We start from the raw sequence: 25,480 nt of genomic DNA on the forward strand, positions 1-25,480 counted from the left end.
AGGAGATTTGATAATGACCGCCACCGTTGTTGGATACGCCCGGGTCAGCAGCGCGGGCCAGTCGTTGGATATCCAGCTCGATAAGCTCAACGCCTACGGCTGTACAAGGGTCTTTGCCGAAAAGCGGTCCGGGAGGCAGGTAGACAGCCGCCCAGAGCTACAGGCGTGCCTACAATTCCTGCGGGAGGGGGATACGCTGGTCATATCTAGGCTAGACCGCATGGCCCGCTCTATTCTCGATCTTGCGAAGATTGCCGACCAGCTAAAAAAGAAGGGGGTCGCCCTTAAGGTATTGGATCAGGCGCTAGACACCGGCACCTCGGAGGGCAGACTGATGTTTAGTCTTCTGGCGAGCTTTGCGGAATTCGAGAACGACATCCGGGCCGAGCGCCAAGCAGATGGTATTGCCAAGGCGAAAGAAAAAGGGGTGAGCTTCGGTCGAAAACGTGCTCTAACAGCAGAGCAATGTCAGCGGATCAAAGTTCTTCGTGAGGAAGAGAAGTTCTCTGTTCCTCAGTTGGCGGAGCGATTTAATGTCGGGGTCGCAACTGTTTACCGCGCGCTTCAGGAGTCCGATTGAGTGCCTCAGCTCCAATTCGCCATAACTACCGTCAAATCTAATAGTTGAACTAATAGTCTTCTATTCATTGACACCGCATACAGTAGGTACCGCAGCAAGCGTCCGCAGTTTGAGTCCAAGTACGACTAAATTTGCGCCAAGGGGGGGGGGCCATGGAACACATTACAAAATGTTCTCGTGATCCGAACAGCAATATTTTGTCCTCAAATAAGCGCCTCGTGACATCGGTGCTTTCGTGTTTGATGCTGATGATGACGGCCGCATTTGTATATGCCTCATCGCAAGAGGCGAAAACTGAGATCTTACGGCCCGTTGCTTCATCCATCGCGAGGCCCCCCATTTCCAGCGACCTTACTCCCCAACAGGCATTGGTCATCGCGATTGACCACAATGATCTTACAGGCGTGACTACGGCATTGAAGGCTGGGGCAGACCCAAACGCGGTCACTAACAACAGTACACCGGTGATGGACGCAGCGTTCTCTGGGTACGTGGAGATCACGAAGATACTGCTAGCACACGGAGCTGATGTAAATTTTGCAAATATCTATGGCGTGACGCCGCTTCTAGCCGCCGCCGGAACGGGTCAAGCTGATACGGTTACATTACTAATTCAAGGCGGCGCCACAATCGAGTCGCGGGATTGGAAAGGGAACACACCTTTATTAAGCGCCGCCGAATCCGGCAGTGTGGAAACGGTAAAAGTACTTCTCGCGCACAACGCAGCTGTGAATGCGCGGAATCGAGATGGTGACTCTGCTCTTGATATAGCCAAGCACGACATAAGCGATCCGTATAGGACCGCTTTCGCTAATGGATACAAGGAAATTTTACAAATTTTGTCAGTTGGGGATTGCACAAAGCTAAACTGTACAGCTGTAAAAAATCCCCCAATTGGGCCAGTAAAGCCCCCGGTAGATCCCAATGCGCCACATGTTACCCCGCCGTCACTTGTGGAATGTGACTACAACGCCACACCGGCAATGGGAGATGCGGAATATGCATTTCCTGCAGATATGCCCCCGGTATCTGGCTCTCCAATACGCGTGACACTCAATACCCCCATCGTGGCGCAAGTTCGGGTATTGGCTATGAATAATGGAAATGTAATCGGAATTCAGAAAGGAGCGGGAGTCAATCAATTGCTCACCACATACTCCGGGACTGAATTTCGGTTTCGACCAGAACTCTGTGTCAATGGACTATGGCGTCCCATTACTAGCAGAATGGCTGTAACGGAGTCGGGCTACATGTGGACTACGTCCGCCAATCCCAATCCGACCGATGATTTTTTTACTCTCGCTGCAGCAGGAGAAACATTCCAACCAACGGCTTCCAACATCGGTCTTACGCTTGAGGTTCGATTTCCGATACCGCAAGTTAAGGTGTCAGTTACGGCTGAGCATAATTGCCACAATTATTGGGTCGCTGCCGAGGTGACTAATTATGGCAAGGTTTCGATTTCAACTCCGCAAGGCGCTTACCCGGCAAAAATAGTGTCGGTGGAAATGGTTTATGACGGCAACTTTATCGCTGGAAACGACAATCCATGGGACCCGTCGAACCCGACGAGGCTAAATGCATTCCCGTATTCCAGTCCTATCTCAAGCACGCTCAAAAATCAGTCCTATGCAGTCGTATCAGACCAGAACCGATCTGCAGGATTTGGTGTGAGCATATGTGGCGGCTTTGTTGTTAATGCGGCTGTTGAACTCGGTGACGGCAGAAAATACTACGGCCATGTGCACGCTGGATAGCAGGAAAGCGCCCATCATCTAGACGAGTGGGCTGTAGCACTCAGTCTTATTTGATCCATTGCACTCGCTCAATCAACCCTTGGCTCATCTGACAAAGAACTCAAAAAAAGTCAAAAAAAGACCAAACTTGCTTTGGCAATCGTAAACGTCGTTTTCAAAAATTACTTATCGGTTGAAATCATCGCTCGCTGCGATCTTGTCGTTTACCTTGGCCGACCAGTGATACTTTCCAACTGGTAGCGGCGGGAACACTCCAAAGTCTTTGGGGAAGGTGGCTGACGCCGCCCCACCGCTTCCCGAACGAATTGCGCGAATGATGCTCTTCCCGTTTGGCTCGACCACAATGAATGTGGCTTGATAAGGGGCGCCTTGATTCTTATCCCGCACCCACAATTGGGTTTGGCTATCGGTGGACTGCTGCCAATTACGACTCTGCGCGCCCGCCTTTCCAAAAGGGGCAATCGCTAAAGGCGCGGCTAATAAGGTAAGAAAAAAAGCCAAACGTTTCATCTCCCACCTCATAGACCAGTGTAATAGACCACGCAGCCTTTATCGTCGTATGAATCAAGAACAGTGTTACTAACGATCTTCTTTGCTTGATGATCCACGACCGAAGTAGCCATAGAAACTGCGTCTTCACTTGAAATGTCTGGATTAGCCGCTCGCACCATCCAAGTGCAAACGTTTCGTATCACATCCTTCGAAGCGGAACGCGGATCGTAATTAAACGATCTTTGCTTCACCTGACCGTCGATGGACTCTGCGTTCTTATCTGCAAGATCAAGTTCGGTCCAATCCTCAGAACCGACACCGCCGATGTCATTTACTTCGACTACCTTAAGATTGTCGGCCGCGAATTCATTGTAACGATGCGCAAAGTCCTTCGGCGATGGAAATGTAGTTGATGCATACGATTCTGACGCGGTTGAATGCCCACACCCAGCAACGGCGATAGCTGATAACGTTAGCAGAGTAAAAATTGATCGCTGGAGCATATTGTCCTCTTACGGTCGATGACTTAAATGTTGATATCCGATACGAGATTGCCTTTTCGCAAGTCAGCCATCATTCCAGCCAGCTGCCTTGGCGAACCAAGATCGCCGTTTTCAGCACAAACCACAGTGCTGGACGATTCGGGTGCGTAAACTCTTACCACCCGCTCTTCACCGGGCTGCATCTCGGCACCATACAGATCTAGTACTTGATCGACGGAATGAATGAGTCGATCATTGTTGTCAAAGCCGCCGCAACTCGCTTGCCCGACAGCTCGTGGCTCATCGGAAGAAATGTTTTTGATCGTACAATCGAATCCCGCGCCGCCTGAAAAGCTGCCTTGGTATTTACAGGATTCGAAGCGCGCTACACCAATAGAAATAAGGTGGGCGGCAAAGGCAGCGGTAGACTTAATGGTCCAATCAGGCATCTCGTTGCCATCAAGTAATCGCGATTGGTCGATGAATGACTTGCCCAACATCGGCATACTTGCAGGAGGCATTCGTTATCGAAAGCATGGCTACGGCTGTAAAGTATTTTTGCCGGACATTGCGATCGATTTCGACTTTGGCGACCAAGGGGAGTACGACGGGTTTGATCTATGGCGTCTACGCATCTTTGCCGGAGAACGACTTGTTGAATTTGGGATCTCATCCGCGAGCGAGCTTGATGGCCTATTCAACGAAGCCGTACGAACGGGTGCCCTAGTTCATTCCGAAGGCACGCAGTACTACCTTCGAAGCCGTCCTTTTGGGATCGATTGAATTGTTACCCAGATAAGGCGCCAATGTAGGTACCTGGACAAAGCTTACGCATTATTGGGATAACAAACCTTCCGCAACCTTATTCCACCGAGGTCGCAAAAATGTTTTTAGGTCTCGACGTCAAAGCTTGGCTAGGCCTAACCGTGCTAGGGGCCATTGTCTCGACAATAGGCTCTCTCCTTGGCATCGTCATTAAGGACTACTTCTTTGCCCGCTCATTCGAAAGGTGGAAGGAACACCACATTCTTGAACAGATCTACCAGAAGTATCGAGACCCACTACTTCTGTCAGCACGCGAGTTAGCGTCGCGCACCGCAGAGATATTAGATCACTTTCCAACCGTCTATCTCACCGAGAAAGTTCGTTTGTCACGGCCCCTAAAGCAGCTGGCGAATACTACAGATGACCCCTACTTTCGACACTACAAACTGGTGAGTACAGCGTACCGTCTTAGCGCTTTCTTGGCTTGGGTAGAGCTTTATCGGCAAGAGTTAACCTTCTTACATTACGACAGCAGCAAGCGCGCAAAAGACTTGGAGAGCGCAGTAGGTCTGATTAGAGGCGATCTCGCTGACGGTCAACTAAATCAAGCTGACGACTGGATCGAATGGCGAGATACCCTGATTTTTCGCGAAGAGCTACGAGCCATAGGGGAGTCCCTCATTTTGGAGCGCGGAGCCACGCGCACAGTCATGGGCTATGGATATTATTGCGGGCTCCTGGAGTCGGAGACTTCAAATAGCACACAACGTTGGTCAATGGTTGCGCTCAACTTCCTTCTTGAGCTAGAGAACACCGGCAAGGACTTTCGCCACACTCGTTTAAAGCGACTTTTTGTTCACCTTGTCGATCTAATGCGTCTTATCAAAGATAAGTCAGTCGACTCTCACTTGGATGAGACACACCTGCGTCTAAAGAACGAAATTTAACGTCTCGCTTCTTGATCCAATATCTTCGGTTAATTCAGGCGTCAGTGCGTCGGCAGGTTATCCACGTGCTCGGCGTAATACGTCACCGCATTCAGGACATGGCTAAGTTGTGCGCTCAAATCGATAAAGAACTCGCCGATCAGCACGCGGGGTAGAAGCAGCACGGCGTTGCTGTCGCCGGGTGTCGATGCGGTACCTGCGAGCTGGCCCATGAGTTGAAGTTTGTCGCGGATCGTTTGTAGATCCTCGTAGCAGTTTTGGGACAGCAGGTAGCCTGGGGGGTTGATCAGGTCGTGAATGTTGTTCATGGGCTTGCTCCATGGCGTTAAGTCACGCCACGTATTGCGCGTGGCGTGAAGGGTTGTTGCAGGAAAAATCCTGCACGTAGGTGCGGAAGGATCCGATTCCGTTTCTACGAAAACCCTGAGTGGCCCGACACCACGCAGTATGCGTGGCGGTGAAGCGTTACAAAAAATCGGCGTGGCGGGGGCACGCGCGTGCGTGCATGCCGTATGATCGGGAGAACCATGGTCAACTCTCTATTCAGTTGGTTGTGGCCAGCGGATCGTCTGAGCTCGAACTCCGGCGATCCGCGCTTCACTCATGTCGGGTGTGCCATGCGTCATCAATGGCAGATGGGCACACCCGACAACTGGACCATCGCATAAAGCGCGCGCCTAATCTGTAAGGGGACGCGGATTTCGTGTAGCCGATAACGCTGATGCGCAGGTTTTCGATTCAGCCGATGTCCGCGCTGGCCGCGCACCTTGGCGAGGAACATCACCGGCTACTTACACGCGTTGTTGCGGGATGCGCACCTGCACGCGAAGTCCGCGCCCAAACGGGGAATCCAGCAGTTCAACGTTCGCGTTATGCAGGCGCGCTGCACGCTGAACAATGGAGAGACCCAGGCCATAACCTTCTCCAAGGCTTCCAGCTTCCCGATGAAAGCGGGCGAATACTGCTTCGCGCCGTTCCAACGGAATACCTTCGCCATCGTCGATCACGTCGATGAGCGCGCCTGCGCCATCTTCGCTGATGGCCACTTGCACCTGGCCGCCGCTTGGGATGTGACGCAGCGCGTTTTCGATCAGATTACGAAGCAGCGCACCCAATGCGGCCTCATGCCCCTGCACCCAGACATGCTCAGCACAAAAGCCAACGCTCATATCGACGTTGCTGCTCGCTATCGTTGAAGCGAGTTCTTCGATGACATTGCCGGCCAGCGTCACAAGGTCGACCGGACGCATATCGCCCGCGGCGGATTCGATGCGCGCAAGCGCCAGCAATTGCTCAACGCGACGCGCGAGCTTCGCCAAGCTGTCGCGCGCGCCGTCCATCGCCTTGCGCGCGTCGCCGCCATCCAGGGTGGCTTCGGCATTGTCGATATTGACCATGGCCGAACTGATGGGCGTGCGCAGTTCATGCGCGACATCGGCGCTGAAACGGCGCTCGCGCTCCAACGCATCTTCCAGTGCCTTCAGCTGCGCGTTGAGTGCTTCGACCACGGGTTGCAGTTCGCGTGGGGGTTTATCCAGCTGCACTGGCGCGCGGCTTCCCGGCTCGCGCTTGCTCAATAGATCAGCCAGCTGTTGCAGCGGGCTGAGTCCATGTTTGATCGCCCAGCGCATCAGCACCGCGAGCAGCGGAAGCACGAACAACAACGGCGCGCCGTGTTCGATCCATAACGCGCGCACGATGTCGCGCCGACTGTCGTTGCGCTCACCGGTACGTATGATCAAATGACTTGCGTCCGCCGGTTGGGTGAACAAGCGCCATCGATGATGATCTTGTTGCACGTTGGTGTAACCGACCTCGCCCGCGCGCACCGGTGGTAGCGCCGCCAGGTTCATGGTCGACAGCAACAGATCGCCGGATTGATCGTAGACCTGGAAACCCACTTCGGCTTGATAGGTGCGCACGTTGGGAACATCCGACGACGATGGCACGATGATGCGATGCCGACCGTTGTTGGCGAGCGACGCATCGGCGCCGTTTTCAATCAGCACCTGCAGCGTTCGCGCATTTTGTGCGAGGCGACCATCGGCCAATTCCTGCAGCTCCTTGTCGCTCTTCATGAAGCTGTAGAACCCAAGAACGAGCAGGACGACCGTCAATATCCCCAAGACAAGGCGCAGCAGGCGCCAGGAAATACTTGCCGCTTTGGTCATGTCACGTTTCGCGCAATCATGTAACCGAAGCCGCGCACCGTGCGAATCGTGTTGAAGCCGACCTTGCGTCGCAGCCCGTGCACAAGCACTTCAAGCGCGCCGTCGCCGACATCGCGATCCAACCCATACAGGGCGTTTTTCAATTGCTCGCGTCGGACCAATCGGCCTGCGCGTTCCATCAGTGCCTGCAGCAGCGCAAACTCGCGCTTGGTCAATTCAACGGTCTCGCCCTGGTAGGTCAGCGACATCTGACCAAGGTCCAATTTCAACGCGCCCACCTCGATGCGATTGTCGGCCAGGCCATGCGCGCGCCGCGTCAACGAGCGGATACGCGCGGCAAGTTCGTCGACATGGAAAGGCTTGATCAGATAATCGTCGGCGCCGGCATCCAGCCCACTGATGCGCGCCGTCAATGCATCGCGCGCGCTCATGACCAGCACCGGCGTGCGGATATTCAAGCTTCGCGCTTCGCGCAGTACTTCAAGGCCATCTTTGCCGGGCAGACCCAGATCCAGCAGGATCAGGTCGGCGCTGTTGTCGCGCATGGCCTCCATCGCCGAACGTCCGTCCTGCAGCCAGGTCACTGCATAACCCAGCCGTTGCAGCGCACTGTCTATGGCAGCGCCGAGCTGAAGATCATCTTCAACGAGCGTGATATGCACAACGGACTCCGTGACGTTCGGCCCTCGCGCTCGGGCCGATCAAGCAGGTTTCTTTCACATGCCACGCTTGGCGTCAGCAAAGGCATGGGGTTATAGCCATCGCGGCCATTCTCCATCGCTGCGCTTGATGACGTCCAGTTGGCCATATCTGGAGGTTTCGCGCAGGCGCGGCGGCCGAACTATCCATAAGGAAAAACTAAGCCGGGCCGGACACACTCCGGCGCGATACGCCCCAAAGAAAGGGTCGGGCCGAAGCCTTCACCCAATTTAACGCCGTGCGGTGATCGCCCCGTACCTTCACATGGCACACTGCTTTTTCCATGACCGGCAGGAAAAATGAAATCGATACACACGCCACGCATCGACCTTCGGTATTGGGCTGCGATCGCACTCGCGAGCGTTTTTGGCACCAACATGGGCGATTTTTACGCGCATGAAAGTGGCCTGGGTATTGGCGCGGGGCTCGCGGTGCTGGCGTTACTCACGGCGGTGGTGTTCGGTGCCGAGCGTTTCGACGATGCGCGCCACGAGCTTTACTACTGGCTGGTCATCATCATCATCCGCACCGGCGCGACCAATATCGCGGACTTCCTTGCCTACCGCGTCCACATACCGGAACCGGCGCTTACGCTCGGCCTCGCCGCATTCATTGCGTTGTTCGGATGGTTAGGTGTCAAAGGTGCGCAAACCGCGCAAGGACTACCGCAAACCAATACCGCTTACTGGCTGGCTATGCTGGGTGCCGGCGTCTTCGGCACGGTGCTTGGCGACATTGTCGAGCATGCAATCGGCGAGGGCATCGCGGCGATCGTTCTGTTCGCCCTGTATGCGGTCACGCTTCGATCGGTTTGGCATCGCGCGGCGCGGCTTGTGCTGTTCTATTGGTTGACGGTGGCCGTTGCACGCACGGCGGGCACGGCTATTGGGGACTGGTTTGCCGAAAGCAAAGCTATCGGCTTGGGTCTACCGTTGTGTACGTTGCTGAGCGGTGTCGCATTCGCTGCGGTCATTCTGCTGTGGAAGCGTGCAGCAAAGCCGGGTGCCGCGCTTTCGGAAGCATAAATCGGCGTCGCTTACGTGCGGGCCACTAAGGCATCGACGTCAGCCATACGGGGCATGCCGCCGCGTGCACCCAGTTGCGTCACCGAGAGCGCCGCCGCGGCACACGCTTTACGTACCGCGTTCGGCAACCCTTCGCGGAGAAAGACCGCGAATGCTGCGTTGAACGTATCGCCGGCACCGGTGCTGTCCACGGCATGTACTTCAAAACCCGGTTGGCGCATCGGTTCACCTTCGTCGCGAAACCACGCGCCTTCGGCACCGCGCGTCATCACCACCGGGCACGGCGCGCGACGCATCAGGCGTAGAAAGTCTTCAGATGCATCCGCACCGAGCAGCGTGGCAAGTTCGTGCTGGTTGGGCGTGATGTAGCGTGCAAGACGTAACCATTCGAGCGGCAACGGCTGCGCGGGTGCGGGGTTGAGAATGACCGGCACGTGTTCGGCATGCGCCAGCCGCAAGGTGGCTTCCACCGTTTGCAGCGGAATCTCCATCTGCACAAGGACGGCGTCGGCTTGCGTGATGAGATGCCGGGCTGTTTCCACGTGCGAGGGCATGAGCCGCGCATTGGCGCCGGGCACGACCACGATTTCATTCTCGCCACCCGCTACCGTGATGGATGCGGTGCCACTGCTGCAGTTGCCGATGCGCGCGAGGTGCTGGATATCGACGCCTTCCTGCGCGAGCCCTTCGCGCAGCGGCTCGGCGAAGGCGTCGTCGCCGACCGCGCCGACCATGTGCACCTGCGCGCCGAGTCGCGCGGCCGCGACAGCCTGATTGCCACCCTTACCGCCATGCACGGTGAGAAACCGTTCCCCAAGCAAGGTTTCACCCGGCGCCGGAAAGCGCGGCGCCAGGGTGACGAGATCCATATTGATGCTGCCGACGATCACCAGGCGCGTCATGAAAACGCTCGCAAAGGAAAGAATCGATGAGACATTGCAGAGCGTAAAGGTACGCGCGTGCCTGCGGTAGTTCCTCGCGGGCATGTGCCGGCGTGTTGCCGGCACATCGTACGGAATGCGTGATCAGTTGCCGCCGTTGCTCGAACCGTTGTCGGTTCCACCGCCCGCGCCGTGTCCGTTCTGCCAGCGGTTCTTCATGTTCTGCTTCATGGTGGCGTATTGCGTTTGCTGCGCAGGCGTGAGCACGGCGTTGATTTGCGAATCCGCATCCTGCTGGATGGAACGCATCTTGGCGCGACGATCCTGCGCGGAAAGCGAGCTGTCGCTGCGCGCGGCTTGCGCCTGCTGTTGGCGGTTCTGCAGGATCGAGGTGATCTTGGTGGTCTGGTCGTCGCTCAGACCCAGATGCTTGGCGAGCCGCGCGGCTTGTTTCTGCGGGTCCGGTGCCGCGTGCTGGCGCATGGCGGGGGCGGCGCTGTCGGAGTTGGCCGGTGCGCTGCTGTCCTGCGCGAACACCATCGGGGCAACACTCGCGATACCGAGCGCCAGGCCCAGCAGGGCAAAACGCGAGGCGAATCTGTTCATGGGTCTCTCCTTGGTGTGGGCCATCGGTCGACGGCCGGCAATGAAAGGAAACGACAAACCCGGTCGCGCCGTTTACCTGTCGCGCGGGCCAGACGCACGATTAGGGCCCTCTCAACCTTTCGCAACCTTGAAAGCATCGGCTGCGGCCCCGACGCTGAACACTTTCCGCCCTGGAGCCGACCATGATCGAGCTGCATTACTGGCCTACGCCGAATGGCCACAAGATTACGTTGTTTCTGGAGGAATCCGGTCTGCCCTACACCATCAAGCCGGTGAACATCGGCAAGGGCGAACAATTCGAACCGGCGTTCCTCAAGCTCTCGCCCAACAATCGCATGCCGGCCATCGTCGACCTGGAGCCGGCCGGCGGTGGCGAGCCGATCAGTGTGTTCGAATCCGGCGCGATCCTTCAGTACCTCGCCGAAAAGACGGGGCGTTTTATCCCTAAGGATCTGCGCGGACGCACCACGGTGATGCAGTGGGTGTTCTGGCAGGTGGGCGGCCTGGGTCCGATGCTGGGACAGAACCATCACTTCAACCGTTACGCGCCGGAGAAGATTCCGTATGCGATCGATCGCTATATGCGCGAAACGCATCGTTTGTATGGCGTGCTGGACAAGCGCCTGGACGGGCGCCACTTCATCGCCGGCAGCGACTACACGATCGCGGATATGGCGGCATACCCATGGATCGTGCCGTATGAAAATCAGGGCATGACGCTCGATGATTTTCCGCACCTCAAGCGCTGGTTCGAACACATCCGCGAACGTGCGGCGACGCGACGGGCGTATGCGATTGCGGACACGATTGAAGGCAGGACCGATTTGCGGACGGATGAAGAGGCGCGGCGGCATTTGTTTGGGCGGTGAAGCTCGAACGTGCACCCTATTTGTTCGAAGCGCAAAGCAAGCTCCTTCCCTGCAAGCAGGGGAGGGAGTCGTTACCGGTATGCGGTAATCCAACAAAAAAAGCCCGCCGTTCGGCGGGCTTTTTCATGCATGCGCTTTCAATGCGCCCGGCCCACGCCGGAATCACCTTGCAGCAGCGGCGGCGGCGCGCCGGCCACGGCGAGCAGGGATTGCGCATAGCCATCTTCCATCGTCACCGTGGAAACCTCGTCCCACGAAAAGAACGAAGGCTCGCACAGCCACTCCGCATCGGGCGTGATCTCCTGCAGGTTGAAGCCATCCTCTTCCACGCTGATCAAGCGACCGATGTAGCACACTTCCGATTCGTCCTCGCTGTCCACGTGGACGCCAATCACCGGCGCCATCGTGCTCGCCGCTTGCACGACGTCGCGGATGCCGTCCAGTGGGAAGGTGCGCGGCAGGCGTGGCACCAGGTTCTTGAGCACGAGTGCCTTTTCCATGAACAGGCTATGTTTGTCCGGTGTTTCCAGCTCGGTGATGTCGCGATGGCGCATCACATACATGCCGTCATAGGTGACGCCGTCACCCACGACCCATAACAGGAAAAATTCCCGGCCCACACTGCCGACATAACCGCAGAAGCTGCCGTGTTCCAGTTCAGCGCGCCATAACCGCACCAGCTGCTGCTTTTGTTGCGCTTCGCGGAGCTGCGCACGCGGGCCGGTGGCCTTAAGTTCAATGATCGTACCCATGGCGAATATTTTACCAGAGGGGGGTCCGGCCGCTTGTTTACGGACCGCTAAAACCCCCCATTCATAAGGAGATAACAAATAAATACAATAAGTTACACAGTAATGGCAGCTCAGAGGATATAGCGGCTCAAATCCTCGTCGCGGACCAGGCTGCCCAGGTTGTTATCGACGTATTCGGCGCTGATAACGTATTTTTCGCCGGATTTGTCCGCAGCTTCGTAGGAAATCTTCTCCAGAAGCCGTTCCATCACCGTATGCAGGCGGCGGGCGCCGATGTTTTCGGTGCGCTCGTTCACCTGATAGGCCACCTCGGCCAGGCGGTCGATGCCGGTTTCGTCGAACGTGACGCTTACGCCCTCGGTGCCGAGCAAGGCCACGTACTGCTTGGTCAGCGCGTTGTGCGGCTCGCGCAGGATGCGTTTGAAATCGCCGACCGACAGCGCGGACAGCTCCACGCGGATCGGCAGGCGGCCCTGCAGTTCCGGAATCAGGTCCGACGGCTTGGCCAGCGAGAACGCGCCCGAGGCGATGAAGAGCATGTGATCGGTTTTGATCGGACCGTACTTGGTGGATACGGTGGAGCCTTCCACCAGCGGCAGCAGGTCACGCTGCACACCCTCGCGGCTCACGCCCGCGCCACCCCATTCGGAGCGCTGCGCGACCTTGTCGATTTCGTCGATGAAGATGATGCCATTCTGCTCCGCCGCTTCCATCGCCAGCGTGCGGATCTCCTCATCGTTGAGCAGCTTGGCGGCTTCTTCCTCGATCAACAGCGGACGCGCCGCCTTGATCGCCAGCTTGCGCTTCTGCGTGCGCGCGCCGCCGAGATTCTGGAACATCTGGCGCAATTGCTGGCCCATTTCTTCCATGCCGGGCGGTGACATGATTTCCACGCCGACGTTCATCGCGACGTCGAGCTCGATTTCGCGATCGTCCAGCGCGCCTTCGCGCAACTGCTTGCGCAGCTTCTGGCGCGTGTCGCTTTCCAGCGACGCGGCCGGTGCGGGGTCGTGCGTCCAGTCGGTCGGCGACATGCGGCGCGGCAAGAGCGCATCCAGCAGGCGGTCTTCGGCGCGGTCTTCGGCCTGCGAACGCACGCGCTTCATGGCCTGCTCGCGGGTGAGCTTGTACGCCACGTCGGCCAGATCGCGCACGATCGATTCCACATCCTTGCCCACGTAACCGACCTCGGTGAACTTGGTCGCTTCCACTTTCACGAACGGCGCATTGGCCAGCGTGGCGAGGCGTCGGGCGATTTCGGTCTTGCCGACGCCGGTGGGGCCGATCATCAGGATGTTCTTGGGCGTTACTTCTTCGCGCAGCGCCGGCTCCAGCTGCATGCGCCGCCAGCGGTTGCGCAACGCGATGGCGACGGCGCGTTTGGCGTCATGCTGGCCGATGATGTAGCGGTCGAGTTCGTTGACGATTTCGCGAGGAGTGAGTTCGGACATGGGTAGGAAACCTTGAGAACGAGGGAGCGTGAAAAGGGGCGGAAGGGATACGTTCCCGCGTCGTCAAAGCTCTTCGATCGTGGTGTTGTGATTGGTATAGATGCAGATGTCGCCGGCGATTTTCAGCGCGCGCTCGACAATGGCGTGTGCATCCAGATCGGTGTTTTCCATCAGCGCGAGCGCGGCCGATTGCGCGTACGGGCCACCGGAACCGATCGCGATCAGGCCGTGCTCGGGTTCGAGCACGTCGCCGTTGCCGGAGATCAGCAGCGAGGCGTCTTTGTCGGCCACCGCCAGCATCGCTTCGAGCCGGCCCAGGCGGCGATCGGTGCGCCATTCCTTGGCCATCTCCACGGCCGAGCGGGTGAGGTTGCCGCTGTGCTTGTCCAGCTTCTGCTCGAACAATTCGAACAGCGTGAACGCATCAGCAGTGGCGCCGGCGAAGCCCGCCAGCACGTCACCCTTGCCCAGGCGCCGGATCTTGCGTGCGTTAGCCTTCATCACCGTATTGCCGAGCGTGACCTGGCCGTCGCCGCCGATCACGACGCGACCGTGCCGGCGCACCGAAACGATGGTGGTGGCGTGGAAGGACTCCATGGACATCTCCGAATCAAGCCAAGACCGCAAAGGTGGGGCCGGCAGGCGGGAATCCAAGCCGTTCGCAGGGTTATGGACCGGCTAGGTCAATGGCGTTGCCACAGCAGCACCGCACCGGCGGCCGCGATGCTCCAGACCAGCAAGGCCGCCAGCAAGGCCGGCACAAGGCGCAGGCGGTCGGCCAGCCAGTAAAGGCTGATCAGATATGCCAGATAGGGCACCACCGCCCACATGCCGAAAACGATGGTGGCCTTCAGATCGGCCGTGCCGCGCTCGCTGCCCACGATGTAGTGCGCCATCAGCGCGAAGGTGGGAAACAGCGGCAGCAATCCGGTGATGTAGTAATTGCGCGTGCGCGCCAGCAGCCCGATCAACAGCACCATCAAGGCACCGATGAACGCTTTGGCGAAGAGATTCATTATTTGCGCCGCGCACGCGGATGCGCGGCGTCGTACACCTTGGCCAGATGCTGAAAATCCAGGTGCGTGTAGATTTGCGTGGTGGCGATGTCGGCGTGACCCAGGAGCTCCTGCACCGCGCGCAGGTCGCCGGACGATTCCAGCATGTGGCTGGCGAAGGTATGCCGCAGCAAATGCGGATGCACATGCTTGGCGAAGCCTTGCCGCAGCGCCAGCGTTTTCATCCGCGCCTGCACGGTGCGCGGACTGATCGGCGCGCCGTTGCGACCGCGAAACACCGGTGATTCGGGCGCGTGGCCTTCCGCCTGCGCCAGCGCGCGCAGGGCGGCAATCGCATGCCGGCCGACCGGAACGATGCGGGTCTTGCTGCCCTTGCCCAGCACGCGTACTTCGCCGCTCTCCAGATCCAGGTCCAACCAATGCAAGCCGGTCAATTCGGACAAGCGCAAACCGGAGGAATAGAACAGCTCGAGCATGGCGCGATCGCGCACGCCCAGCGCATCGTCGTTGCCGTCGCCTTCCACCAAGGCGGTGGCTTCGTCCACATCCAGCACCACCGGCAATTTGCGATGCACCTTCGGCCCGCGCACGCCGGCGAGTGGATCATGCGAGAGCATGCCTTCGCGCGTGAGTTGCCGGAACAAACTGCGGCAGGACGAAAGCAGCCGCTGCAGACTTTTGGGCGAAAGCCCCGCGCGATGCTCAGCGGCCACGAAGCCGCGCATGCGATGCGGTTGCAGCGCATCGAACGCGGTGATGTTCTGCGTCTGCATGTAACCTAAGAGCTTGGCCAGATCGCGTCGATAACCATCGACCGTATGCGGTGATGCCTTGCGCTCGCTGCGCAATCGCGCAAGCCATGCATCCACCTGGCCTTGTGCGTCCATCGCTACGCTCAAGCGCCGTCCTGCATGCGTGCCAGGGCGGCGGTGACGGAAGCGGCGATCATCTTCAGAAAGACCGTGCCCATGCCGGGCTGGAAATGATCCTGATCGCGGCTGCCCAGCGCCAGTAAACCGAACTCGCCCAGCGGCAACAGTGCCGCCGATTTGATGTGGTCGGCCTGCGCACCGAACAAACGGTGCAGGCGGTCGGCCGAAAGCCGTCCGGAAATCGGCTCGTGATGCGCCAGGAAATCCGTAAACTCCGGCATGGCGGCGCGGCCATTCGGCTCAAGCATCAACCAGTCGGCTGGCGGCAAGGTCAGCGGCCCGAACAGCACCAGGCGAACCTGATCGGCGTCGAAATCTTCCGACAGCCGTGTCACCACGCTGCGCGCGGCCACCGACGGTGTGTTGGCACGTAGCACCGCGACGTTGAGCTCATGCACGCGCTGCATCAGCCGTTCGTTTTCCTCGGCGATGGTTGCCAGTTCGGCGAGCTTGCGTTCCAGCTCGGTGTTCTTGTCGCGCAAGGCCTGCAGCTGATAGGCCGCCAGCGATGCCACGGCGCCCTGTTCGCGCGGCAAGGTCAGCAGTGTGGCCAGGTCGGGGTAATCGCTGAGAAAACCAGGATGCCGGCGCAGGAAAGCGGCGACGTCGCTGGCTTTGATGGTTTCTTCGAGCAGGGCGTTGGTCATGCACGGAACCTCGTTGAACGCTGGCCTTCGGCCCGAGTGTGCGATGGACGGGCCCTCGCATCAATCACCAAGCCATTCACCTTCAAAAACAAACGTGGCCGGCCCGGTCATCCACAGCCGCTCTCCGGGTCCGGCCCATGCGATGTGCAGCGTGCCGCCGGGAAGATCGACTTGCACCTGTTCGTCCACTTCGCCGCGTTGCCGCAATACCGCCATGGCCGCGCAGGCGCCGGTGCCACAGGCCAGTGTCCAGCCGGCGCCGCGCTCGTGCACGCGCAGCCGGATGTGCTGCGGATCGAGTTTCTGCACGAAGCCGGCGTTGGCGCCTTCGGGAAACTGGGGGTGATCTGTGAGTGCCGGGCCCAGCTGCATGAGCTCGGGCGCGAGCAGATCATCCACCACCACCACCGCGTGCGGGTTGCCCATGGAGACGGCGCCGATCTGCAGGCGGTGACCGGCCACATCCAGCGCGTAATGATGTTCCGCATGCGGCGCGAGGAAGGGAATGCGCGCCGGCTGGAAGACCGGTTCGCCCATGTCCACCGTGACGCGCTGCGCATCGACCATGCGCACCGCCACCGGGCCGGACGGGCTCTGGATCTGCACCGTATCGCCGATCGCCAGCGCGCCAGCGCGCAGCAGCCACGCCGCCACGCAGCGCACGCCGTTGCCGCACTGGCCTGAAGGCGAGCCATCGGCGTTCCAGATGCCGTAATAAAACGCGCTGGAACCATCGCGCGCCGGTTCCACGCTCAAAAGCTGGTCGAAGCCGATGCCGGTGTGGCGATGGGCCATCGCGCGAACGGTGGCTGGATTGAGCGCGAGCGCGCCAGCGCGACTGTCGATCACGGCAAAGTCGTTGCCGCTGCCGTGCATCTTGGTGAAGCGCAGCTTCATGCGGCCAGTCGCGCCATCAGTTTCCGCTCAGCGGCGTGGTGACCACGCCGCTGGCGCTGGCCGGCGCTTGCGCCGTGCTTACATGCGCCGGTGCCGGCGCATGGACCGGCGCAGGCCTGGGCGTAGGCGACGGGTAGTACAACGGCCCTTTGTTGCCGCAGCCGGCGATCGCGGCGAAGGCGAGGCAGGTCGGCAGCAGCAGAATCGTTCGGCGCATGAGCAATCCCTCGGAAAACGCGGGCAGTATAGCCAAGCCGCGCCACGCGCATCGTTGCAGCCGCCGGCAAAAGCGACGGTGCGCGCGTCAGGCGGGCGCGGTCGGTGCTCGGAATTCTCATGCACGCCTCGGTACACTCCCCGCCTGCGCGCACGCTCGCAACGTTTTCTGCTGGCAGCTCTTATCATGTGCGCCCCGCAACGGAATGCGAAATGTCGGAGTGCCCGCGATGAACTGGAACGACCTGCTACGTCTGCCCACGACCTTGCTCGCCATCGTGGCCGGCGTCTTGTTGCTGCTTGCCCTGGCCCAATTGCTGGCCGCGCGCCAGCACGTGCGCGAGCGTCGGCATGTCACTGCGGCTGGGCATACGCTGCTTTTGCTGGTGTTCTTCGTGCTCGCGGTAGTGCTGGGCGGCACGGCGATGTCGCTGCGCGGCTATCGTTTCCTTGGTGAAGAGGCGCCGGTGGTGCAGATCGATGCGCAGATTCTTTCGCCGCAGCGCTGGGCGCTTACGCTCACCTGGCCCGATGGCGTGACGCGCAAGGTGATGCTGGCCGGAGACGATTTTCAGGTCGACGCCGTGGTGCTGAAATGGAAACTTCCGGCCATGCTCGCCGGTTTGCCGCCCCTTTATCGACTCGATCGCATCAGCGGCCGCTATGACGATGCCACTGCGGAGATGACGGCGCCGCGCACCGTGATCGACTTCAGACAAGCGGGCACGGACGATCTCATCGACCTGAAAAAGCAGATGCCTCGCTGGTTTCCCGAAGTGGATACGGTGTTCGGCAGCGCCGCCTTCCTGCCGCTGGTGGACGGCGGCCACTACAGCGTGAGCCTGATGCGCACCGGCGCACTGGTGGCACGTCCGGATGAGGCTACGCAGCAGCGCATCAGCCAACCGTTGGGCGAATGACGTTGATCTATTCCCGATTCGTAGCCGTGGCGGCAGCCCTGAACGTAAAAAATCTTGGGATGTTTCCCGTCATGGGGCAGTGCTAGATTCTCGCCACCATCAACCTGCTCCGCAGACCAAAGGGGAACATGCATGAAGCGTTTCGCATCCGTTGCGATGCTGGCCGGCCTTGCCTTCGTTGCCGGCAGTGCCATGGCGCAGCAACAGCCCGTTCACGACGTCAGCGCCAAGCACCATCCGAACCTGTCTCGTGCCCAACGCCAGGCTGACATGGCTTACAAGAGCATCGTCGCCGCGCAAGACGCCAACGAGTTCGACCTGGGCGGCCACGCTGCCAAGGCGAAGGAACTGCTCGATCAGGCCAATCAGGAGCTCAAGCAGGCGGCCGAATTCGCCAATCATCACTAAGCGCCCCCGATCAGCGCAGCAAGGGCCTCCTTCTGGGGAGGCCCTTTTTATGGCTCAATCCAACGTCTTCGCGTAGCAGAACGCATCCGAGCCATCCTCGTAGAACCGCTTCTTCACCGGCCCCAGGCGTTCATAGCCCAACCGCTCATACAGGCGGATGGCACTGTGATTGTCGGTGCGCACTTCCAGCCGCAGCATGTGGCAATGGCGTTGGCGCGCGGTCGCTTCAGCCGCTTCGATCAAGGCGGTGCCCACGCCCTTGCCGCGCGCCTGGGGCAGGCTGGCGATCGAATACAGCCGCGCCACGCGGCTTCCCTTGCGAAAAAAAACCATCGCCGTGCCGAGGAAACGGCGGCGATTGGCGCTGGCCACCAGGACGCGTGCCGAATCGCTGTCCAGGTGACGGCGAAACTGCGCGCGGCTGATCTGGTCGCTGTCGAACGTGGCCTGTTCCAGCGCAACCAGGTCATCCAGATCGGAAAGTTCAGCGCGACGCACCCGCACGGCGGCGGTGGCAGGCGTCAGGGTCATCAGCGGTACTCGGCAGGTGCAGGGGGCAGGGATTCGAGCAAGCGCGGCACTCTAGTGCACCGGGCGCCGGAAATCATCTGCTACTCGCTTACCCCTGCATTTAGGCATGCTTCATGCCGCACCCTTGTGCGCGCCGCCAAGCTGAAAGACACTGCCGCCTTGCGCTGCGCCGCCTCGTTTCCCCACGCGACGACGTCCTTGCCCGCTGGTCAAACTGAGGTGTCATGACCCGACTCGTCATCGTCGTCGAGAAAGCTTCCGATTGGGGCTCCTACTATCCGTCCGTCGACGTGGTCACCGCCATGGATTACCTGCGTGAGCCGGTAGGCGGCGACGACGAGCGCACGCAGGTGATCAACCTCTGCCGCAGCTACAAATACCTGGGCACCGGCTACTACGTGTCGCTGCTGGCCGAGGCGCGTGGACACCGTGTGATGCCTTCGGTGCGCACGATAAACGATCTGCGCCGCCGCTCGTTGTATGGCATTGCCATCGATGACCTGAACGCCAAGCTCACGAATTTCCTGCCCGCAGGCGGGCGCGATACCACCGACTTCGGCACGCTCGTCTACTTCGGCGAAACCGCTTACCCCGCGCTGCAGGACTTGGCGCGGCAAGTGTTCGAAATGTTTCCCTGTCCGCTGCTGCGCATCGAATTCGAGCGTGAACGCGTCTGGCAGATTTCGTCGATCAAGCCCGTGGGCCTGCACACGCTCGATGATGCGCAGGAAGACGCCTTCGCCGCCGAGCTCGACCGCTTTTCCAAGAAGCTGTGGCGCAAGCCTCGTACAAGACGCTTGTATCGCTATGACCTGGCCATGCTGGTCGACCAGAACGAAGCCATGCCGCCGTCGAACAAGAAGGCGCTCAAATCCTTCATCACGGCTGGCAAGGAACTGGGCATCGAAGTCGATCCGATCGGCAAGAACGACTATCAGCGCCTGGCCGAATACGACGGCCTGTTCATCCGCGAAACCACCGCCAGCGACAACCACACCTACAGCTTCGCGCATCGCGCCGAACGCGAAGGCATGGTGGTGATGGATGATCCCAGTTCGATCCTTCGCTGTACGAACAAGATCTTCCTCAACGACTTGATGGTATCGCGCAAACTCGCCGTGCCGCGCACGGAGATTCTGTATCGCGACGACACCAAGGGCTTGAAAGACGTCGCCGGCAAGCTCGGCTATCCGCTGGTGCTGAAAATTCCGGATGGATCATTTTCGCGCGGCGTGGTGAAAGTACAGAGCGAAGGTGAGCTGGAAAAAGCCACCGGCGAATTGTTCCAGCACAGCGCACTGCTGCTGGTGCAGGAATTCGTTTCCACCGAATTCGATTGGCGCATCGGTGTGCTTAACCGCGAGCCGTTGTACGCGTGCAAGTACTACATGTCGCGCGGCCACTGGCAGATCTACAACCATGGCGCGAAGGGCGCGGCGAAAACGGGCAATTCCGAAACCATCCCGATTCGCGACGCACCACCCGAGGTGGTGAAGCTTGCCCTCAAGGCCACCAATGCGATCGGCGATGGCCTTTACGGTGTCGACCTCAAACAGATCGGCGACAAGGCGGTCATCATCGAAGTGAACGACAATCCGTCCATCGATGCCGGCGTGGAAGACGCTTATCTCGGCGAGGACCTCTATCGCCGCATCATGCAGGAGTTTTTGCGGCGCATGGAACGCAAGCGCATGGGCATCAACGCGTAGGGCTATTCCGGCCACCCTTCCCTGGGCGAACCGGAATCGCGTGCGCGCTCCCTCGCGCTGACCATTGGCCGCGACCACTCCCTTTCAGCCTTCGGTCTACCCTTGATGCGGCACTCCGGCCGCAACGGCTCCACTGCCAAGCGGAATGCGGAAATCAGTTCCAGATCAACTGCGAGGCGCTGCGACGGCGCGGTTTGCACAGGCTCAGCAACTGCTTGGGCAAGCCCGGTTCCAGCGTGAGCGCCACCGCCAGCGGCGCGACGAACAGCCAGAAAAACGGTGTCCAGCCCAGCCATTGGGTATGCGCGGGCACCAAGGTGCTCGCCAACAAGGCGCCACCGGCCAGTAACCACAACAACGACAGCGCCAACAGCCGTGCGCGGTGGTCGGATTTGTCTGCGTGAGTACGCATGGAACACTCCCTGGGGGCGATGGGCAAAGCGTGCCGGTCGCCGATCTCATAGGCTGCGATTGGTCGGCGCGACCGCGCGTGCCCGACCGAGGCCGGCGAGCAAAGCGCTTACAATGGCAGGCTACGCAGGAGCACCCGCATGTCCCACCCCTTGCAGTTCGCCGTCTTCGGCCATCCCATCGCGCATAGCGTGTCGCCGCAGATTCACCAGGCCTTTGCACAACAGTTCGGCATTGCCCTCGACTACCGCGCCATCGATGCCGCACCCGATGCGTTTGTCGACGCGATCGGCCATTTCTTCCACGAAGAACAGGGCCGCGGTGCCAACGTCACCATGCCCCACAAAGCGGCTGCGTTTGCGCTGGCGGACGAACGCACGCCGGCAGCGGCACGCGCGGGCACCGCCAATGTGCTCACGCGCCTTCCAAATGGACGTCTATCTGCCCACAACACTGACGGCGCGGCGATGGTGCGCGATCTCACCGACCGTCACGGTCTCGATCTGCGCGGCCACGACGCGCTGCTGCTGGGCGCTGGCGGCGCAGCGTGCGCCGTGGCGTGGTCGCTGATCGATGCAGGCGTGCAGACGCTCACCATCGTCAACCGTTCGCCCGAATCGGCCGACGCGCTCGCCGATGCCATCGGCGAGCCGGCGCGCGCGCGCACGCGCTACTGGGAGGATCTGGCCGGCATCGGCAGTTTCGATCTCATCGTCAACGCTACCTCCGCAGGCACGCTCGGGCATGCGCTCAACTTGCCGTTCTCGCTGGCGGCATCGCGTGCCACCTGTTACGACCTGGGTTACGGCAAGTCCGCGTTCGGCTTCCTTGCCTGGGCGCGCGTCGCCGGTGCGCGCTATGCGTACGATGGTTTAGGCATGCTGGTGGAGCAGGCCGCCGATGCGTTCGAGCTGTGGCATGGCAGGCGGCCGGATACGGAGCCCGTCTATCAATCGCTGTGCGTGCAAATGGCGTGAAAACAGCACTGCCATGCAGAAACGGTTGCGGTGCATGTTGCATTGCGCCGTCGATCAGTTCGCCCATTCCGGGGATGCCGCAAGGCAAACCTGCAGGGGTGCGTTGCGTGCAACTTACACACGACAACGGCTGCGCCATCTTCGATGATCCACGTCGTCCGGCGGTATGCGCCAGCCTGCAAGCGGAACCTGTCATGTGTGGTAATGACCGCCACCACGCGTTGCGTTGGCTGGCTCAACTGGAGGGCGCCACGTGCGCCTCGTGAGGTGTGCTGCAACGCACATGGCATGCCTCTGCATTTGGCCTTTTTAAACGCTCAGCCATGCTAGCTTGATCGGACAGGGGGCATCTAGCATTGGGGAGTGTTGTGCAATGGTGCCGAAGCGGGGTTTTCATCACGGCCTGGCCATCGCCGGGTTTTTGTTGCTGAGTTTGGCCGGTGTAGCGCAGGGGGCGCCGGATAACAGTCCAGTCGGTTCGGGCAATGTCACCGTCGCCGACCCCACCGTTCCCAGGCCACCGGGCCAGCCCTGTGTGGTGCAGCTTTTCAGCAATGACACATTCAATGACTACAGCCCGCGGCCATTCAATTACACGCCGCCATCAGGCTGTGGCACGCATTGGTCGAAAGTAGTGCTGGAAGGTGATTTCTCGATCACCTCCGGCGTGCAGTACGACCGTACCGCGACCATCTTTCTTGCCGGTGTGAATCTTTATTTCGGCACCACGCAGGAGCCAACGGAAACCGCAGGGCGAAGCTGGCATGTGGAGCGCGATCTCACCGATTACACCGCTTTGTTCCGCAATGCGGGCGCAGGCCAGGTGTTCATCGGCAATATCGTCAACAGCACCTACACCGGCGTAATTCACGGCAGTGCGCGTTTGCTGTTCTACCCCGCTTCCGTCGTGGCGCCCGCTGCGAACGCGCCGGACGCGGTGTACCCACTGGGCAGCGATCCGGTCGGTAGTACCGTTACGTTGAACGACAGCAGTAGTCAGATGGCGGCAACGCTGACGCTGCCACGCAACGTCGAACGTGCGTACCTGGACGTCTTCACGCAGAGCCAGAGCAACGATGAGTTCTGGTACACCTGCGTGCCGGATCCGTACGCTTCGGAGACCGAAGAATGCGGCGGCGGCAATTTCCGTGAAGCGGAAATCAGCATCGATGGACAGCCGGCAGGCGTGGCCCCGGTGTATCCGTGGATCTACACCGGCGGCATCGATCTGTTTATCTGGAAACCGACGCCTGGCGTGCAGACGCTCAACTTCATGCCCTATCGGGTCGACCTCACGCCGTTCGCGGGCATCCTCAGCAACGGTTCGCCACATACGGTCGCGGTGAGCGTCGAGGGCGCCAACAGCTACTTCTCCGCCACCGCAAGCCTCCTGGTTTACGAGGACAAGGGTGCGCACCAAGTGAGCGGCGCGCTGGTGCAGAATACGCTGGCGAATCAGCCGCCGACGCCCACCATCGGCAGCACGCTGACGCAGGATTCGTCCGGTAACGTCACCGGCGCCATCACCACCGATCTGAGCCGCCACTTCGCGATCGAGGGTTACGTAAACACCTCGCACGGCCGCGTCGACACCACGGTGAACCAGACGGTGAGCTTCGCCGACACGCAAACCTTCGACATCACCTCCGCCGATTACCAACAGATCAGCAACCAGCTCACCAAGGTGGATGGCTACAGCCGCAGCATGATCGGCAAGCAGCTGAGCGGCGAGTTCAAGGCGAGCTTCCGCTATCCGCTCAACGTGGCTGTCAACGAGACCATCGAAACGAATGGCGGCTACTCCATTCTCACCGCCATCAAGCAGGGCTATGACCAGCATACCGGCTTGAGCGTGGGCGGCTTCCCGCTGTACTCGGCCGATGTGCACAACCATGTGCAAGGCTCCGACACGCTGGTGCTGGACAGCAACTTCGACATCCTCAGCCACAGCGGCCAACAGACGACGCAAACCTTTACGTTTGGCGATTCGCTGGGCGGCTGCTACAGCGGCAGCGTGAGCTCGGCCAATAACGTGGTGACGGCCTATAGCACCGGCCAGGCCTGCCCGGGCCACCGCAACCGCGTGTACTGGTTCACGCATCCGGATGGCTCGCCCTATCAGGGCGATACCCTGCTGCCCTGGTAAGGCGCGGGGAACGCCGTACCCCCTCAGATGGTCTGAGGGGGTACCGGCATGTTAGTTTTGTCGGTATGTGACAGAGCCTTATGCTCGATGGAGCCCGTACCGATGATGCGTAGCCGTTTGTTTGCCCTTTCCGTTCTTGGCGTGGCCGTTGTACTTGGCGGTTGCCATCACGCCACACGTCCGGACGGTACGCGCGTGGATAAGAAGGGCGTCACCAATCTGGTCTCGTTCGAGAACTTCATCGCCACTCACCCGACCGCCGATGAATTCAAGAAAATGTATCCGGGCGTGCAACTGATGATGCCGGGCGCCATCAGCGCGCTGGACACGCGCTACGACAACACGCGTTTCTTCCCGCAGCTCGATGGCAACGGGCACGTCATCGGCGGCGATTTCCACTGAGTCCGCGCGGCTGCACGCGTTGCCGTTCGAGAACCGTTCGCAATCTGCTTTCAAGCTGTCACATTCGACAGCTTGAGTCACGCGGCTGACATGTTGCATCGCTAACCTGCGCACAACAGGGTGCCGTCCTGATGTTGTAAGGGCGGTTTCGTTCCAGGATAAGCGTGTAAGGCAGCATGTCTTCCTTTACTTCGACTGCACCGCATCGACGTGGTGTGCTTTTCACCGCGTTGGCGGCGGCCGTGCTGCTGATCGGCGGCGGGCTGTGGTTTGCGCACGCATCGATGAGCAACAAATCCGCCGACGGCCATACCGCCAACGATGGCAGCGAAATAGGCGTCATGCTGGATCTGGCCGACAAGGCCTATCACGACAAACGTCTGGTGGCGCCCGTCGGCAGCAACGTCTACGAGTTCTATTTCAGCGTGCTGCAACTGGACCCGAACAACGCCACCGCGCAGCAGCGGTTGCGCGATGCGTTCAAACCGGCGTGCGATGTGGTCGAAAACACCATCAACAGTGGTGATCTTGATGAAGCGCAGCGCGAGCTTTATCTGCTTCGCCAATACGATCAGCACAACTACAAGCTTGCCTTGCTCGGTAGCGTGCTCGATGCGCAGCGGGTGATCGAGCGGCGTCGGCATGAAGCTGAAGCCGCGCGGCTGCAGGCGCAGCAGCAGGGTAATGAATAGTCTTTCTGTACGTTCTCTGCGGAAAAGCCGTAGCGGGATACAGCTTTAGCCAAGAGCACCGCGTTACCAAGCCGTCATTCCGGCGATAGCATTGCCTTT

At 59.8% G+C, this 25,480-nt stretch carries 32 protein-coding genes; 14 read left to right on the forward strand and 18 right to left on the reverse strand.

Going from position 1 to position 25,480, the window contains the following annotated elements:
* Positions 1–13: 13 nt before the first annotated feature.
* Entirely contained in the window at positions 14–580 is a 567-nt protein-coding gene (locus DWU98_RS10280) for a recombinase family protein (RefSeq protein ID WP_115495472.1), read from the forward strand.
* A 152-nt stretch (positions 581–732) separates the two neighbouring features.
* Positions 733–2,337, forward strand: a complete 1,605-nt coding sequence (locus tag DWU98_RS10285; protein WP_115495473.1) for an ankyrin repeat domain-containing protein — start codon at positions 733–735, stop codon at positions 2,335–2,337.
* 165 nt (positions 2,338–2,502) lie between these two features.
* Here the strand turns inward: DWU98_RS10285 and DWU98_RS10290 are convergent, their stop codons facing one another.
* The 3 genes from DWU98_RS10290 to DWU98_RS10295 are packed head-to-tail and all read right to left on the reverse strand — an operon-like array spanning position 2,503 to position 3,811.
* Positions 2,503–2,847: a hypothetical protein gene (locus DWU98_RS10290; RefSeq protein WP_147293288.1), complete on the reverse strand. Its 345-nt coding sequence runs from the start codon at positions 2,845–2,847 to the stop codon at positions 2,503–2,505.
* Between the two features lie 8 nt (positions 2,848–2,855).
* The gene (locus DWU98_RS21695) at positions 2,856–3,332 is read right to left on the reverse strand and encodes a hypothetical protein (protein WP_147293289.1); all 477 of its coding nucleotides are present in this window, start codon (positions 3,330–3,332) and stop codon (positions 2,856–2,858) included.
* Between the two features lie 23 nt (positions 3,333–3,355).
* A complete protein-coding gene (locus DWU98_RS10295) occupies positions 3,356–3,811 on the reverse strand; it encodes a hypothetical protein (protein ID WP_147293290.1) in 456 nt (151 codons plus the stop codon).
* Between DWU98_RS10295 and DWU98_RS10300 the strand changes: the two genes are divergently transcribed.
* Complete coding sequence (locus DWU98_RS10300) at positions 3,744–4,094, forward strand: DUF6896 domain-containing protein (protein ID WP_425480225.1); 351 nt, start codon at positions 3,744–3,746, stop codon at positions 4,092–4,094. The two genes, DWU98_RS10295 and DWU98_RS10300, sit on opposite strands and share 68 nt — an antisense overlap.
* A gap of 101 nt (positions 4,095–4,195) precedes the next feature.
* Complete coding sequence (locus DWU98_RS10305; protein WP_115495477.1) at positions 4,196–5,023, forward strand: hypothetical protein; 828 nt, start codon at positions 4,196–4,198, stop codon at positions 5,021–5,023.
* 41 nt (positions 5,024–5,064) lie between these two features.
* Here the strand turns inward: DWU98_RS10305 and DWU98_RS10310 are convergent, their stop codons facing one another.
* From DWU98_RS10310 to DWU98_RS10320, 3 genes are all read right to left on the reverse strand, one after another.
* A complete protein-coding gene (locus tag DWU98_RS10310) occupies positions 5,065–5,331 on the reverse strand; it encodes an XAC0095 family protein (RefSeq protein WP_115495478.1) in 267 nt (88 codons plus the stop codon).
* Positions 5,332–5,814: 483 nt separating this feature from the next.
* Positions 5,815–7,194 (reverse strand): ATP-binding protein, encoded by a 1,380-nt coding sequence (locus DWU98_RS10315; RefSeq protein ID WP_115495479.1) that lies wholly within the window; start codon positions 7,192–7,194, stop codon positions 5,815–5,817.
* On the reverse strand, positions 7,191–7,856 hold the full coding sequence (locus tag DWU98_RS10320; protein ID WP_115495480.1) for a response regulator: 666 nt from the start codon (positions 7,854–7,856) through the stop codon (positions 7,191–7,193). The genes DWU98_RS10315 and DWU98_RS10320 overlap by 4 nt, the downstream gene beginning before the upstream one ends.
* 336 nt (positions 7,857–8,192) lie before the next feature.
* Between DWU98_RS10320 and DWU98_RS10325 the strand changes: the two genes are divergently transcribed.
* Positions 8,193–8,918, forward strand: a complete 726-nt coding sequence (locus DWU98_RS10325; protein ID WP_115495481.1) for a COG4705 family protein — start codon at positions 8,193–8,195, stop codon at positions 8,916–8,918.
* 11 nt (positions 8,919–8,929) lie between these two features.
* Here the strand turns inward: DWU98_RS10325 and rbsK are convergent, their stop codons facing one another.
* Positions 8,930–9,820, reverse strand: coding sequence for a ribokinase (rbsK, locus tag DWU98_RS10330; RefSeq protein WP_115495482.1), 891 nt, complete (start codon positions 9,818–9,820; stop codon positions 8,930–8,932).
* Between the two features lie 123 nt (positions 9,821–9,943).
* Positions 9,944–10,405: a hypothetical protein gene (locus DWU98_RS10335; RefSeq protein WP_115495483.1), complete on the reverse strand. Its 462-nt coding sequence runs from the start codon at positions 10,403–10,405 to the stop codon at positions 9,944–9,946.
* Positions 10,406–10,587: 182 nt separating this feature from the next.
* Between DWU98_RS10335 and DWU98_RS10340 the strand changes: the two genes are divergently transcribed.
* Positions 10,588–11,274, forward strand: coding sequence for a glutathione binding-like protein (locus tag DWU98_RS10340; protein WP_115495484.1), 687 nt, complete (start codon positions 10,588–10,590; stop codon positions 11,272–11,274).
* A gap of 137 nt (positions 11,275–11,411) precedes the next feature.
* On the opposite strand, the gene DWU98_RS10345 is transcribed toward DWU98_RS10340, so the two are convergent.
* The 8 genes from DWU98_RS10345 to lptM all read right to left on the reverse strand — a co-directional run bounded on the left by DWU98_RS10345 (position 11,412) and on the right by lptM (position 17,186).
* Complete coding sequence (locus DWU98_RS10345; RefSeq protein ID WP_115495485.1) at positions 11,412–12,026, reverse strand: hypothetical protein; 615 nt, start codon at positions 12,024–12,026, stop codon at positions 11,412–11,414.
* 110 nt (positions 12,027–12,136) lie between these two features.
* Positions 12,137–13,477 (reverse strand): ATP-dependent protease ATPase subunit HslU, encoded by a 1,341-nt coding sequence (gene hslU / locus DWU98_RS10350; RefSeq protein WP_115495486.1) that lies wholly within the window; start codon positions 13,475–13,477, stop codon positions 12,137–12,139.
* A gap of 63 nt (positions 13,478–13,540) precedes the next feature.
* Positions 13,541–14,074 carry an ATP-dependent protease subunit HslV gene (gene hslV / locus DWU98_RS10355; RefSeq protein ID WP_115495615.1) on the reverse strand — a complete coding sequence of 178 codons (534 nt, stop codon included), beginning with the start codon at positions 14,072–14,074 and terminating at the stop codon, positions 13,541–13,543.
* Between the two features lie 86 nt (positions 14,075–14,160).
* Positions 14,161–14,493 carry a GlpM family protein gene (locus DWU98_RS10360; protein WP_115495487.1) on the reverse strand — a complete coding sequence of 111 codons (333 nt, stop codon included), beginning with the start codon at positions 14,491–14,493 and terminating at the stop codon, positions 14,161–14,163.
* Positions 14,493–15,380 (reverse strand): tyrosine recombinase XerC, encoded by an 888-nt coding sequence (gene xerC / locus DWU98_RS10365; RefSeq protein ID WP_115495488.1) that lies wholly within the window; start codon positions 15,378–15,380, stop codon positions 14,493–14,495. Before xerC ends, DWU98_RS10360 begins: the two co-directional genes overlap by 1 nt.
* An 8-nt stretch (positions 15,381–15,388) precedes the next feature.
* Positions 15,389–16,072: a DUF484 family protein gene (locus DWU98_RS10370; RefSeq protein ID WP_115495489.1), complete on the reverse strand. Its 684-nt coding sequence runs from the start codon at positions 16,070–16,072 to the stop codon at positions 15,389–15,391.
* Between the two features lie 60 nt (positions 16,073–16,132).
* Positions 16,133–16,969 (reverse strand): diaminopimelate epimerase, encoded by an 837-nt coding sequence (gene dapF, locus DWU98_RS10375; RefSeq protein ID WP_115495490.1) that lies wholly within the window; start codon positions 16,967–16,969, stop codon positions 16,133–16,135.
* Between the two features lie 16 nt (positions 16,970–16,985).
* On the reverse strand, positions 16,986–17,186 hold the full coding sequence (gene lptM, locus DWU98_RS10380) for an LPS translocon maturation chaperone LptM (protein WP_115495491.1): 201 nt from the start codon (positions 17,184–17,186) through the stop codon (positions 16,986–16,988).
* Positions 17,187–17,415: 229 nt separating this feature from the next.
* On the opposite strand from lptM, the gene DWU98_RS10385 reads away from it, so the two are divergent.
* Entirely contained in the window at positions 17,416–18,105 is a 690-nt protein-coding gene (locus DWU98_RS10385) for a hypothetical protein (protein ID WP_115495616.1), read from the forward strand.
* A gap of 132 nt (positions 18,106–18,237) precedes the next feature.
* Positions 18,238–18,513: a hypothetical protein gene (locus tag DWU98_RS10390; RefSeq protein ID WP_115495492.1), complete on the forward strand. Its 276-nt coding sequence runs from the start codon at positions 18,238–18,240 to the stop codon at positions 18,511–18,513.
* 54 nt (positions 18,514–18,567) lie between these two features.
* Here the strand turns inward: DWU98_RS10390 and DWU98_RS10395 are convergent, their stop codons facing one another.
* Positions 18,568–19,044, reverse strand: a complete 477-nt coding sequence (locus tag DWU98_RS10395; RefSeq protein ID WP_115495493.1) for a GNAT family N-acetyltransferase — start codon at positions 19,042–19,044, stop codon at positions 18,568–18,570.
* Between the two features lie 224 nt (positions 19,045–19,268).
* Here DWU98_RS10395 and DWU98_RS10400 point away from each other — a divergent pair, with 224 nt between their 5' ends.
* Positions 19,269–20,753, forward strand: coding sequence for a RimK family protein (locus tag DWU98_RS10400; RefSeq protein ID WP_115495494.1), 1,485 nt, complete (start codon positions 19,269–19,271; stop codon positions 20,751–20,753).
* Between the two features lie 154 nt (positions 20,754–20,907).
* Here DWU98_RS10400 and DWU98_RS10405 read toward each other — a convergent pair whose 3' ends face one another.
* Complete coding sequence (locus tag DWU98_RS10405) at positions 20,908–21,165, reverse strand: hypothetical protein (RefSeq protein WP_115495495.1); 258 nt, start codon at positions 21,163–21,165, stop codon at positions 20,908–20,910.
* 139 nt (positions 21,166–21,304) lie between these two features.
* Here DWU98_RS10405 and aroE point away from each other — a divergent pair, with 139 nt between their 5' ends.
* From aroE to DWU98_RS10430, 5 genes are all read left to right on the forward strand, one after another.
* Complete coding sequence (gene aroE / locus DWU98_RS10410; protein ID WP_115495496.1) at positions 21,305–22,141, forward strand: shikimate dehydrogenase; 837 nt, start codon at positions 21,305–21,307, stop codon at positions 22,139–22,141.
* A gap of 8 nt (positions 22,142–22,149) precedes the next feature.
* On the forward strand, positions 22,150–22,407 hold the full coding sequence (locus DWU98_RS10415; protein ID WP_115495617.1) for a YkgJ family cysteine cluster protein: 258 nt from the start codon (positions 22,150–22,152) through the stop codon (positions 22,405–22,407).
* 107 nt (positions 22,408–22,514) lie between these two features.
* Complete coding sequence (locus tag DWU98_RS10420; protein WP_115495497.1) at positions 22,515–24,287, forward strand: peptide-N4-asparagine amidase; 1,773 nt, start codon at positions 22,515–22,517, stop codon at positions 24,285–24,287.
* A gap of 102 nt (positions 24,288–24,389) precedes the next feature.
* Positions 24,390–24,689 carry a hypothetical protein gene (locus tag DWU98_RS10425; protein WP_147293292.1) on the forward strand — a complete coding sequence of 100 codons (300 nt, stop codon included), beginning with the start codon at positions 24,390–24,392 and terminating at the stop codon, positions 24,687–24,689.
* 176 nt (positions 24,690–24,865) lie between these two features.
* Positions 24,866–25,381, forward strand: coding sequence for a hypothetical protein (locus DWU98_RS10430; protein ID WP_147293293.1), 516 nt, complete (start codon positions 24,866–24,868; stop codon positions 25,379–25,381).
* The last annotated feature ends 99 nt before the right edge of the window (positions 25,382–25,480 follow it).

Source organism: Dyella monticola, assembly GCF_003363155.1.
In the GTDB taxonomy this organism is placed as follows: Bacteria; Pseudomonadota; Gammaproteobacteria; order Xanthomonadales; family Rhodanobacteraceae; genus Dyella_B; species Dyella_B monticola.